Below are 12,654 nucleotides of genomic sequence, written 5' to 3' on the forward strand. Positions count from 1 at the left end.
AAGGCATCGCCGCCACCCGGCTTGAGGGAGGCGGCGATGCCTTTATAGGTTATTCAGCTCAAACATCCGGGAACATCACGCTATTCCCCGGCGCTTCCCTGTGCAGATGGATAAAGTTCAGGTGCCGTTCATACTGGTCCAGAATATCCGTTATCACCTGCTCCTTGCTGTAATCCATCAAATCATTCCCCTGGCTCCCCTCCAGCAGGAAGGTCTCCAGCCGGTAGTAGGTCGATTTCCCGCTGCGCGCCCGGTAGGTAAAACCGGGGACCGAATACTGCTGTGGCCAGATCTGATAGACAAAGTTCTGCTCGTCGCCCATGTGCACCAGCAGATCCAGGTGCCCCAGGTTCTCGCCCTCCTCCGGTGGCAGGTTTTTCAGCTCCACGTAAGCACCACGCAGCTTCAGCTCCTGTGCCACCTCTTCCATAGCGGGGAAGCAGACCGTCTCCATCATCTGTTTGGTGTAGCGCGTGCCAGGGTAGTTCATCAGGCGCGACAGGCGTTTCTTCCAGCTCAGCCTGTCCTGCGCACCCATCGGACGCGGCGCGGTGTCGCGGCTCGCGCTGACGCGGCGGTAGTCTTCCACCTTGAGCGATTTATACAGCCCGGCCATCACGAAGAAGATGACGAAGCTGAACGGCAGGCCCATGATCACCGTGGTGTTCTGCAGCGCCGAAATGCCGTTGGTCATCAGCATGCCGAGCGTCAGCAGGCCGATGGCGACGGACCAGAAGATGCGCAACCAGTTCGGCGCATCGCTGTTGATGTCCTTGAGCTTCGAGGTGAAGTTGCCCAGCACCAGCGCGCCGGAATCCGCCGAGGTGACGTAGAACAGCAAGCCGGTGATGGTCGCCACGGAGGCGCTAAAGGTAAACGCCGGGTACTGCGCCAGCAGGCTGTAGAAGCCGCGCTCCGGGTGCGCCATCGCTTCCTGTGCGAAGGTCGCATTGCCGTGGATAATCTCGTGCAGCGCGCTGTTGCCGAAAATCGACAGCCACAGCAGGGTGAAGGTGAACGGGATTATCAGCGTGCCCATCACAAACTGGCGGATGGTGCGGCCGCGTGAAATACGCGCCAGGAACAGGCCGACAAACGGCGACCACGCGACCCACCACGCCCAGAAGAACAGCGTCCAGTTGTTCATCCACTCCACCGGACGGTCAAAGGCGAAGCTGTTCAGCGTCATGCCCATAAAGCGGTTTACGTAGTCGCCCACGTTCAGCACTAAGGCATTGAGCAGAAACGAGGTGTCACCCATAAACAGCACGAACAGGATCAGCCCCAGCGCCAGCGCCACGTTCAGCTCGGAGAGCACGCGGATGCCCTTATCAACGCCCGACGTCACCGAGATGGTGGCGATAATAACGGAGAGCGCAATCAGCGCCGCTTTGGCCGCCATCGAGTCCGGGATGTCAAACAGCACGCTCAGCCCGTAGTTGAGCTGCACCACGCCAATCCCGAGCGTGGTGGCGATACCAAAGATGGTGCCGATCACCGCCGCGATATCAACGCTGTGGCCAATCGGGCCGTTAATTTTTTTACCGAAAATCGGATACAGCGCGGAGCGAATGGTGAGGGGCAAATTATAACGATAGCTAAAGTATCCGAGCGCCATGCCCATCAGGGCATACATCGACCAGCCCGTCAGGCCGTAGTGGAACAGCGTCCAGACCATGGCCTGGCGCGCGGCCTCCATCGTCTGCCCTGCCCCTTCCGGCGGCTGCATATACTGCGTGACCGGTTCCGCCACGGAGAAGAACATCAGGTCGATGCCGATGCCTGCGGCAAACAGCATCGCGGCCCAGCTCAGCAGGCTGAACTCGGGCTTGGACTGCTCTGGCCCGAGCTTCACTGACCCAAAGCGCGAACAGGCAATACAAACCACGAAAACAATGTAAAGCGTCGCCGCCAGCAGGTAGTACCAGCCGAAGGTCTTCGACACCCAGTTCAGGGTGCGCCCAATCCACTCGGCAGAAAAATCGCGAAAGAAGATCGTCGTCAGGGAAAACAACAAAATCAGCCCGGCGGAAGTATAAAAAACGACCGGGTTGATTTTGTCTTTTTCTCTGTCCTGTGAAAGGTCTGTCATCCAGTATCCTCACTGTTTTTGTAACTATTAAAATCCAAATCCGCAACAATTAAGACACATTTTATATTGAACGTCCAATCAAAAACCGCTTTAATATATAACCAACGCTGATGAATGGAGTGGCAAAAATGCCCAAAGTGGGGATGCAGCCGATCCGGCGCAGGCAGCTTATCGACGCCACGCTGGAAGCAATTAATGAAGTGGGCATGCACGATGCGACCATCGCGCAAATCGCCCGTCGGGCGGGCGTGTCCACGGGGATCATCAGTCACTATTTCAAAGACAAAAACGGCCTGCTGGAAGCGACCATGCGCGACATTACCGGCCAGCTGCGCGACGCGGTATTGAGCCGTTTACACGCCCTGCCGGGCGGCAGCGCGGAGCAGCGCCTGCAGGCGATTGTCAGCGGCAACTTCGATGAAACCCAGGTCAGCGGCGCGGCAATGAAGGCCTGGCTGGCCTTCTGGGCAAGCAGCATGCACCAGCCGATGCTCTATCGCCTGCAGCAGGTCAGCAGCCGCCGCCTGCTCTCAAACCTGGTGTACGAGTTCCGCCGCGAGCTGCCGCGTGAACAGGCTGAAGAGGCGGGCTACGGGCTCGCGGCGCTGATCGACGGGCTGTGGCTGCGCGCCGCGCTGAGCGGCAAGCCGCTGGATAAAACCCTGGCGCAGTCGCTCACCAGCCACTTTATCAGCCAGCATTTACCGACCGAATAACCGAGGAGGATTTATGTCCCGAATGGCAGAACAGCAGCTTTACATCAATGGTGGTTATACATCCGCCACCAGCGGTCGCACCTTCGAGACCATCAACCCGGCCAACGGTGAAGTTCTGGCGAGCGTACAGGCCGCCGGGCGAGAAGATGTCGACCGCGCCGTGGAAAGCGCAAAACGCGGGCAAAAAATCTGGGCGGCAATGACCGCCATGGAGCGCTCGCGCATTCTGCGACGCGCCGTCGACATCCTGCGCGAACGCAACGACGATCTGGCGAAACTGGAAACCCTCGACACCGGTAAAGCGTATTCCGAAACCTCAACCGTCGATATCGTCACCGGCGCGGATGTGCTGGAGTACTACGCTGGGCTGATCCCGGCGCTGGAAGGCAGCCAGATCCCGCTGCGCGACACTTCGTTCGTCTACACCCGCCGCGAGCCGCTGGGCGTGGTGGCGGGCATCGGCGCGTGGAACTACCCGATCCAGATCGCCCTGTGGAAATCGGCCCCGGCGCTGGCGGCGGGCAACGCGATGATCTTCAAGCCAAGCGAAGTGACGCCGCTCACCGCCCTGAAGCTTGCGGAGATCTACACCGAAGCGGGCCTGCCGGACGGTGTGTTTAACGTCCTGCCGGGCGTGGGCGCGGAAACCGGCCAGTACCTGACCGAGCATCCGGGCATCGCGAAAGTCTCCTTCACCGGCGGCGTCGCCAGCGGCAAAAAGGTGATGGCCAACTCGGCGGCCTCGTCTCTGAAAGAGGTGACGATGGAGCTGGGCGGCAAATCCCCGCTGATTATTTTTGACGATGCGGATCTGGATCTCGCGGCAGACATCGCCATGATGGCGAACTTTTTCAGCTCCGGCCAGGTGTGCACCAACGGCACCCGCGTGTTCGTGCCCGCGAAGTTTAAAGCAACGTTTGAGCAGAAAATCGTTGAGCGCGTGGGCCGCATCCGCGCGGGCGATCTGTTCGATGAACGTACCAACTTCGGCCCGATGGTCAGCTTCCCGCACCGCGACAGCGTGATGCGCTACATCGCCAAAGGCAAAGAGGAAGGCGCCCACGTGCTGTGCGGCGGCGAGGTGCTGAAGGGCGACGGCTTTGACAACGGCGCGTGGGTCGCCCCGACCGTGTTCACCGACTGCACCGACGAGATGACCATCGTGCGCGAAGAGATCTTCGGCCCGGTGATGTCCATCCTCACCTATGAAACCGATGAAGAAGCCATTCGCCGCGCCAACGACACAGACTACGGGCTGGCGGCGGGCATCGTCACTGCCGACCTGAACCGCGCCCACGGCGCCATTCATCAGCTCGAAGCGGGCATCTGCTGGATCAACACCTGGGGTGAATCCGCCGCGGAGATGCCGGTCGGCGGCTACAAGCACTCCGGCATTGGCCGCGAGAACGGCGTTATGACGCTGCAGAGCTACACCCAGGTGAAGTCCATCCAGGTTGAGATGGGTAAATTCCAGTCCATATTTTAACCGGGAGGTTTATTTGCAATTTGACTACATCATTATCGGGGCCGGCTCTGCCGGCAACGTCCTGGCAACGCGACTGACTGAAGATCCGAACACCACCGTCCTGCTGCTTGAGGCGGGCGGGCCGGATTACCGCTTTGACTTCCGCACCCAGATGCCCGCCGCTCTGGCGTTCCCGCTGCAGGGCAAGCGCTACAACTGGGCGTACGAAACCGAGCCAGAGCCGTACATGAACAACCGCCGTATGGAGTGCGGACGCGGTAAAGGGCTGGGCGGCTCGTCGCTGATCAACGGCATGTGCTACATCCGCGGTAACGCGATGGATCTCGACCACTGGGCCAAAGAGCCGGGCCTGGAGCACTGGAGCTACCTCAACTGCCTGCCCTACTACCGCAAGGCAGAGACGCGCGACGTGGGCCCGAATGACTACCACGGCGGCGACGGTCCGGTGAGCGTTACCACCTCGAAGCCGGGCGTGAATCCGCTGTTTGAGGCGATGGTGGAGGCTGGCGTGCAGGCGGGCTATCCGCGCACCGAGGATCTCAACGGCTACCAGCAGGAAGGCTTCGGCCCGATGGACCGCACGGTCACGCCGCAGGGCCGACGCGCCAGCACCGCACGCGGCTATCTGGACCAGGCAAAACAGCGCCCGAACCTGACCATCCGCACCCACGCCACGACCGATCGCATTCTGTTCGACGGCAAGCGCGCCGTGGGCGTCGAGTGGCTGGAGGGTGAAAGCACTATTCCGTCCAACGCGACGGCGAACAAAGAGGTGCTGCTGTGCGCAGGGGCCATTGCTTCCCCGCAGATCCTCCAGCGCTCCGGCGTGGGCAGCGCGGACCTGCTGAAGCAGTTTGATATTCCGCTGGTGCACGACCTGCCCGGCGTGGGCGAAAATCTCCAGGATCACCTGGAGATGTACCTTCAGTACGAGTGCAAAGAGCCGGTCTCCCTCTACCCTGCCCTGCAGTGGTGGAACCAGCCGAAGATTGGCGCGAAGTGGCTGTTTGGCGGCACCGGCGTAGGGGCGAGCAACCACTTCGAAGCAGGCGGGTTTATCCGCAGCAGCGAGGAGTTCGAATGGCCGAACATTCAGTACCACTTCCTGCCGGTAGCGATTAACTACAACGGCTCGAACGCGGTAAAAGAGCACGGCTTCCAGTGCCACGTCGGATCGATGCGCTCGCCGAGCCGCGGGCACGTGCGGATTAAATCCCGCGATCCGCACCAGCATCCTGCGATCCTGTTCAACTATATGTCCCACGAGCAGGACTGGCAGGAGTTCCGCGACGCGATCCGCATCACCCGCGAGATCATGCACCAGCCCGCGCTGGACAAGTACCGCGGCCGCGAAATCAGCCCGGGCGTCGAGTGCCAGACCGACGAGCAGCTGGACGAGTTCGTGCGTAACCACGCGGAAACCGCGTTCCACCCGTGCGGCACCTGCAAGATGGGCTACGACGAGATGGCGGTGGTCGACGGCGAAGGCCGCGTTCACGGGCTGGAAGGGCTACGCGTGGTGGATGCGTCGATTATGCCGCAGATTATTACCGGCAACCTGAACGCCACCACGATTATGATCGGCGAGAAAATTGCCGATGCCATTCGCGGGCGCGAGCCGCTGGCGAAGAGCACGGCGGCATATTACGTGGCGAACGGCGCGCCGGTTCGTCAGGCATTACAGAACGTTTAATATTCTGCCCTCTCCGTAAAACGAGAGGGTTTTCAATACATCCCTTCATTACGATAATATTTTTCGATACCTATAAGAAATAAATATTACCCTGCAATTATTTTGTTCATTTAAAAGTCTGTTGACACTGCTCTCGCAATTCAACTAAGTTTAATCGAATGCCTTTCCATTCGAAATATACAATATATTTAAACCTGAAATTAAAGAAAGCGTCATTATTCTTTAATTCTCCCCTGCCTTTATTTTTGCATCACTCAACCGCGAGATAAGATCATGAATAATAGTGCAAACCAAGTTGTTGTTATCACCGGCGCCAGCAGCGGTATCGGTCAGGCTATTGCCCTGTATTTAGCGAATAAGCCCTTTTCGCTGGTACTGGTGGCGCGTCGCCTGGACAGAGTTAACGCCCTGGTGGATCGCATCATCCAGCAGGGCGGCCGGGCGATTGCCGTGAAGGCGGACGTGACCCGTCAGGAGGAGGTCCAGCACGCGATTGACGCTGCCGTTGCCGCATACCAACGCGTCGATGTGCTGATCAACAATGCGGGCTTTATGGCTATCGCCCCCATCAGCGAGCGCAAGACCGACGAGTGGGATCGGATGATCGATACCAATCTTAAAGGCGTTTTATACGGCATTGCGGCGGCGTTACCGGTGTTCCAGCGCCAGGGTGGCGGGCATTTTATTAACGTTGCGTCTGTGGCCGGTATTAAGGTGCTTGCGCCCGGCGGCGTGGTCTACAGCGCCACGAAATTCGCCGTCCGCGCGCTGAGCGAAGGCTTGCGCCAGGAGGTGGGTAAAACGGTCCGCACTACGCTTATTTCCCCCGGTGCGGTCGAGAGCGAACTGCAGTTCGGCAGTTCTGACGAAGAGAGTAAAAAATTCCTGCATGAATTTTATAAGCAGGCTATTCCGGCAGATGCCATTGCGCGGGCCGTATTATTTGCTATCGAGCAGCCTGATGATGTTGATGTAAATGAAATTGTTGTCCGGCCAACGCAGGAAGAATTTTAGCATGACTTAAATAACGCTGAATGAGGTGTCATTATGATTAAGTCATTAACGTTCTTATCAGATTTAAATATGCGAACAGGTGCCGACATTCTCCTTGAGGTTCTTGAGAGTGAAGGCGTGGAATATATATTTGGCAACCCCGGCACGACGGAACTCCCGCTGATTGACGCCCTGCTCCGGCATGAAAATATTCACTATATTCTGGCGCTCCAGGAGAGCAGCGTGGTCGCCATTGCTGACGGCTACGCGAAAGCCTCCGGCAAGACTGGTTTTATCAATTTGCACACCGCCAGCGGTCTTGGGCACGGAATGGGAAATTTAATCAACTCGCGGATCATGAAAACGCCGCTGGTTGTCACCGTCGGGCAGCAGGACACGCGGCACTACGTGCGCGACCCGCTCCTGTACGATGACATAGTCTCCATTGGATCGCCGGTGGTGAAATGGGCGCAGGAGGTCACCAGCGCCGACCAGCTCCCGGTTCTTGTGCGTCGCGCGTTCCATGCTGCCAGCTATCCCCCCGCCGGTCCCGTATTGCTCTCTCTGCCAATGAACGTGATGGAAGAGCTGAGCGACGCCGGGATACAAACGGCCTCCAAAGTGAACTATCACACCGTCGCGGGCTCGCTGGACGAGCTGGCGGCGGACCTGAGCCAGGTTACGCCCGGCAGGATCATGATTGTGGCGGGGGATGAAGTTCACTCCAGCGGCTCAACGCCGGAGATTGTCCAGCTTGCAGAAGCGCTAGGTGCACACGTTTACGGCTCATCGTGGCCGTTGAATTTGCCCTTTCCCACGCAGCATGCCCTCTGGCGCGGCAATATGCCTACCACCGCCAGTGAAATTGCCAGCATCGTTAACGCCTACGACGCGGTGTTTATCATCGGCGGCAGAAGCCTGATCACCATATTATACAGCGAAGGAGACGCGATTCCGGGCTCATGCGCGGTCTACCAGCTTTCCGCCGACATGAACGAGCTGGGCCGCACCTACGCTACACGCCTGTCGGTGATGGGGGATATCAAACTCTCCCTGAAGGCGCTCTTACCTCTGCTTGAGCAGCGCCTGGTGGCAGGCAAATTGACGCATCAGCGGCTGCTCAAAACGGCACGCGCTGAACGTGAAAAAGAGTGGCAACTGCAGGAAGAACGTCTGGCTGCCGAGCGGCTGCGCCCGGCTATTTCGCCGATGGTGGCGGCCTATGAAGTCATCAAAGCCGTTCCGCCGGGCGTCACTATTGTTGATGAAGCGATTGCCACAGCCAGACATGTCCGGCGTTTTATCTCCGACCCGCAGCACCAGCGCTACTATTTCATGCGCGGCGGCGGTCTGGGCTGGGGTATGCCTGCGGCGGTGGGCCACTCGCTGGGGCTGGGCCACGAGCCGGTAGTGTGCCTGATGGGCGACGGCGCCTCGCTGTATTCACCGCAGGCGCTCTGGACGGCGGCACACGAAAATCTGCCGGTCACTTTTATCGTCATGAACAACCGGGAGTACAACGTTCTTAAAAACTTTATGAAGGGCCAGCCGGGCTACAGCTCGACGCAGCTGGGGCGCTTTATCGGGATGGATTTGGTTAACCCGCACATCGATTTTCAGTCGCTGGGCACCGCCATGGGCATTCGCTGTTGTCGGATAACCGATGCCGCAGACATCGCCGAAGCGGTAACCCGCGGGCTGCAGTCAGGAAAAACCAACCTGATTGAAATCGCGATTTCCGCGGATTAACTGCATCGTTGTGCTGTACCCTACATAAAAAGCTTATAAACGAAACGCCTCCAGCCGCTTAATCTGCCGCCCCTGGGCGTCAAAATTCTCCGCCGCCAGCCAGGCGCGCAGCTCCGCATCCCTTTGCGGCCATTCGCCGTCAATAATCGAAAGCATATCGCTGTCGCGGTTGCGGCCCTTGCGCACCAGCTTCTGGCGCAGGCGTCCTTCCCAGACGAACCCCAGCCGCTCCGCCGCGCGGCGTGAGGCGGTGTTCATCGAATCACACTTCCACTCCAGCCGACGGTACTTGTGCTCGAAGGCATTTTTCAGCAGCAGCCAGACCACTTCGGTGCCGATGCGGGTGCCTTTCATCCTGCGCGACCAGGTGACGTGGCCGATTTCCACCGAGCCCTGAAACCGCTCAATCGCCATGTAGCTCACCAGCCCTACCGCTTTTTCAGTGCGTAAATCGATTACCGCAAACGGGACCAGATCGTCATCCATCACCTTGCCGAGCACCCAGTGCGCGGTGGCTTCCACGCTTTCTGGCTGGGTACTTGCAAGCCACGTCCAGTCGCTGTCATCACCCAGCGCGTAAGCTTCGTATAAATCAGCCGAATGGCGATCCGCGTCCAGCGGCTCCAGGCGGCAATACTGACCGGTGAGCGGGGTGCGGGTTAAGACGCGAGCGCATTTCCAGTCCGGGACGATATCGTTAACGGTTTGACCATGTTGATTGATTTCGGGCACGGCGGTGACTCCCTGAAAGGTAAGGAGTTTGTTATAGCAGGTTAAAAAGCGGTCGGAAAGGGAGAACGTGCAGGCCGGGTAACGCGTCGCCGCTACCCGGCATAAGATCACTTCAGCAGCTTCACCGTAGCGTCGATGTCGATCTCATCTTCGGTAAAGATCATCGTTGTGTTCTGGAAGGTGGTGATCGCCAGCTTCTTCACCGTGCGCATTTCGCCCGGCTTCTTGTCGGATTTCGGCTTGATGCTGTTCATCAGCAGCCCCACTGACAGCACCGCATTCTCTTTGTCGATTTTAGTCTCAACCGGCTCTTCTTCGCTGAACACCACGAAGGATTTGATCGAGGAGAGCTTCACGCGCTCGCCCGCAATAAAGAGATGTTTGCTTTCCGGGATCACCTTCACCGCATAGGCGGAAAGGCCTTTGTTGTTGGTGGTTGGCTCAAAGGTCACCGCGGCATCTTTCTTAATCAGATCGGGGTTGGCGACCTTAATCACATGAAAATAGCGGTTGTCGCCGTTTTCATCTTTGATAAATCCGAAGCCTTTATCTTTAAACCACGTTGTGATTGTACCGTTCATCGCTGTTACCGCCTGTCAGATCTCAAGACTAAAGTTTTGCAGCGCGCAGTGTAATGCACAATGGCTGAGGAGACAAAAAAAAGCCCCTGCACGGAGGCAGGGGAAAACTCATGTCAGAGCTTATTAGTATTACGTTTTTAGTTGAACACCATCCCACCATCAATCAACAGCGACTGGCCGGTCATGTAGTCGGAATCCGGCCCGGCCAGGTATGAGACGCAGGCGGCGACGTCTTCCGGCTCGGACAGACGGCCAAGCGTAATGCGTTTGGCAAAGGTTTCAGTCCCGTAGCCAAGCGGTTTACCCGCCGCCTCGGAGACCTGACGGTCGATTTCCGCCCACATCGGCGTTTTAACGATGCCCGGGCAGTAGGCGTTAACGGTGATGCCCAGCGGCGCAAGGTCTCGCGCTGCGGTCTGAGTCAGGCCGCGCACCGCGAACTTGCTTGAGCTGTACACCGCCAGTTCAGGGTTGCCGGTATGGCCCGCCTGGGAGCAGGCGTTGATGATTTTGCCGCCGTGCCCATCTTTGCGAAACGCGTCGATGGCAGCCTGAATGCCCCAGATCACTCCTTTCACGTTGATGTTGTAGACCTTGTCGACAATCTCCGGCGTGATGGATTCGATGGGGGTGGACGGCGCAATCCCGGCGTTATTCACGATAACGTTAAAACCGCCCAGCGCGGTGCGCGCTTTCTCCACCGCCGCAAATACCTGCTCGCGGTCAGAGACATCGACCTTCACGGCGACGGCCTTACCGCCGTTGCGGGTGATTTCATCGGCGACGGCTTTTGCCGTCTCAACGTTATAGTCGGCGATGGCGACGGCAAAGCCATCCTTCACCAGGCGAAGCGCTATCGCTTTACCAATCCCCTGGCCTGAGCCTGTTACGAGAGCAACTTTTTGCATTTCTCTGTCCTTATATTGAGTCACAAAATCTGGCTGAGATGGAGCTGGCCCATCAGCAGCGGGTTATCGCTGTAGTCGACGGGAATGGCCACCACGGCAGGGCCGTCCACATCCATTGCCGCACGAAGCGTGGGTTCCAGCGCCTCGGCGCTCTCCACGGCAAAGCCCTTCGCGCCGAAGGCGTCGGCATACGCTTTGAAATCGACAGGGCCGAACTCTACGCCGGAAAGGCGCTGGTATTTTTTCTCTTCCTGAATGGCCACCATGTTGTAGCCGTTATCCACCCAGATGATGTGCAGCACATTGGCGTTGAGGCGCACTGCGGTTTCCAGCTCCATGCTCGACTGTAAAAAACCGCCGTCACCGGAGACCGACACAACCTTGCGGCCCGGGTTCACCAGCCATGCGCCAATGGCCCACGGCAGGGCGACGCCCATGGTCTGCTGACCGTTGGAGATCATCACCTGACGCGCCCGGAAGCTGTAGAGGTAGCGGGCGATCCAGATGTGGAAGCTGCCCATATCCACGGTAAGCGTCACGTCGTTATTCACGATGTCCTGCATGGCACGTACGATGCGCAGCGGGTGCAGGGCAAACTGGTTGAGCGAGGCGCCACGGCGATCGAGCAGATCCCGCTGATGCTGGCGATCGACCAGAATTTCTGACGCGCGCTGGCTCAGCTCCAGCTTATGGTCGATCCGGTTTGCGAGCAGGTTCAGCGTTTCGGCGATATCCCCCACCAGCTCCAGATCCGGCACGTAGTTACGCTCTTCATAGGCGGGCAGCACGTCAATGTGCACCAGCGTCGCGTCGCCGCTGTTCCACATGGACGGCTCGTACTCCACCGGGCTGTAGCCAACGCAGATAATCAGATCCGCCAGATGCAGCAGCCGGTCGCCCGCCTGGTTATTGAACAGGCCGACGCGTCCGGCAAAGCGGGTGAAGTGCTCCTGGTTTACCGCCCCGGCGGCCTGATAGGTGCTGGTCACCGGAATACGGCTTTTCTCCAGCAGCTTGCGCAGCGCGGCGCTGTTGGCAGGCTGGCTGGCCATCAGGCCGAGTAAGATGACCGGGTTTTTGGCGTTTTCGATAAGCTTCGCCACGTCGTTAATGGCTGATTCCGGCGCCGGGCCCATCAGCGCCGGACCGCTGGCGGGTAAAATCGCGCCCGTCGCGGGCTGGTCGACAATATCCTGCGGCAGGCTGACGAACGCGCCCCCCGGCCTGCCGTGCTCGGCGGCGCGAAACGCGTTCGATACCACTTCGGCAATCGCGTCCGGTGAACTCACCTCCACGGCGTATTTGGTGACAGGGCTGAACATGGCGACGGTGTCCATGCTCTGGTGTACCAGCTTGGCTTTATCCGCCCGCTTTACCGCCCCGCCCAGCGCCACCACCGGGTCGCCCTCGCTGTTGGCGGTGGCGATGCCGGTGATCAGGTTAGAGCAACCCGGCCCGGAGGTGACCAGCGCCACCCCGGCCTTACCGGTCAGCCGCCCGACCGCCGCCGCCATAAACGCCGCGTTGGCCTCATGACGCACCGGAATGATCTCAATGGAGGAGTCCAGCAGGGAATCAAATACCTTGTCGATTTTCGCACCCGGGATCCCGAACACCTGCTTCACGCCCTGCGCTTCCAGCTGGCCGACAACCATATCGGCGCCGTGCGCCCACTGACGTGACTGTTTCTCACTGTTCACGGTA

10 protein-coding genes are annotated in these 12,654 nt (G+C 58.9%); 5 read left to right on the forward strand and 5 right to left on the reverse strand.

Annotation, left to right across the window (positions count from 1 at the left end; all coding sequences use genetic code 11):
* Positions 1–58: 58 nt before the first annotated feature.
* Positions 59–2,092, reverse strand: a complete 2,034-nt coding sequence (betT, locus tag AB8818_RS08380; protein ID WP_163330501.1) for a choline BCCT transporter BetT — start codon at positions 2,090–2,092, stop codon at positions 59–61.
* Between the two features lie 128 nt (positions 2,093–2,220).
* Between betT and betI the strand changes: the two genes are divergently transcribed.
* The 5 genes from betI (at position 2,221) to AB8818_RS08405 (ending at position 8,729) form a co-directional block, all read left to right on the forward strand.
* Positions 2,221–2,808, forward strand: a complete 588-nt coding sequence (gene betI, locus AB8818_RS08385) for a transcriptional regulator BetI (RefSeq protein ID WP_116341295.1) — start codon at positions 2,221–2,223, stop codon at positions 2,806–2,808.
* A gap of 13 nt (positions 2,809–2,821) precedes the next feature.
* Complete coding sequence (betB, locus tag AB8818_RS08390; RefSeq protein ID WP_192984034.1) at positions 2,822–4,294, forward strand: betaine-aldehyde dehydrogenase; 1,473 nt, start codon at positions 2,822–2,824, stop codon at positions 4,292–4,294.
* Between the two features lie 13 nt (positions 4,295–4,307).
* Complete coding sequence (betA, locus tag AB8818_RS08395; protein ID WP_192984036.1) at positions 4,308–5,987, forward strand: choline dehydrogenase; 1,680 nt, start codon at positions 4,308–4,310, stop codon at positions 5,985–5,987.
* 273 nt (positions 5,988–6,260) lie between these two features.
* On the forward strand, positions 6,261–7,001 hold the full coding sequence (locus AB8818_RS08400) for an SDR family oxidoreductase (RefSeq protein WP_163330504.1): 741 nt from the start codon (positions 6,261–6,263) through the stop codon (positions 6,999–7,001).
* Positions 7,002–7,034: 33 nt separating this feature from the next.
* Positions 7,035–8,729: a thiamine pyrophosphate-binding protein gene (locus AB8818_RS08405; protein WP_192984038.1), complete on the forward strand. Its 1,695-nt coding sequence runs from the start codon at positions 7,035–7,037 to the stop codon at positions 8,727–8,729.
* Positions 8,730–8,762: 33 nt separating this feature from the next.
* Here the strand turns inward: AB8818_RS08405 and AB8818_RS08410 are convergent, their stop codons facing one another.
* The 4 genes from AB8818_RS08410 to alsS all read right to left on the reverse strand — a co-directional run bounded on the left by AB8818_RS08410 (position 8,763) and on the right by alsS (position 12,650).
* A complete protein-coding gene (locus AB8818_RS08410) occupies positions 8,763–9,461 on the reverse strand; it encodes a GNAT family N-acetyltransferase (RefSeq protein WP_116341787.1) in 699 nt (232 codons plus the stop codon).
* Between the two features lie 107 nt (positions 9,462–9,568).
* Complete coding sequence (locus AB8818_RS08415) at positions 9,569–10,042, reverse strand: cold-shock protein (RefSeq protein ID WP_116341305.1); 474 nt, start codon at positions 10,040–10,042, stop codon at positions 9,569–9,571.
* A 137-nt stretch (positions 10,043–10,179) separates the two neighbouring features.
* Entirely contained in the window at positions 10,180–10,950 is a 771-nt protein-coding gene (locus tag AB8818_RS08420; protein ID WP_192984040.1) for a (S)-acetoin forming diacetyl reductase, read from the reverse strand.
* Positions 10,951–10,970: 20 nt separating this feature from the next.
* A complete protein-coding gene (gene alsS / locus AB8818_RS08425) occupies positions 10,971–12,650 on the reverse strand; it encodes an acetolactate synthase AlsS (protein WP_163330508.1) in 1,680 nt (559 codons plus the stop codon).
* Positions 12,651–12,654 lie beyond the last annotated feature (4 nt).

Origin of the sequence: Enterobacter sp. KB-280D8 (genome assembly GCF_041399405.1) — a bacterium.
In the GTDB taxonomy this organism is placed as follows: Bacteria; Pseudomonadota; Gammaproteobacteria; order Enterobacterales; family Enterobacteriaceae; genus Enterobacter; species Enterobacter cloacae_N.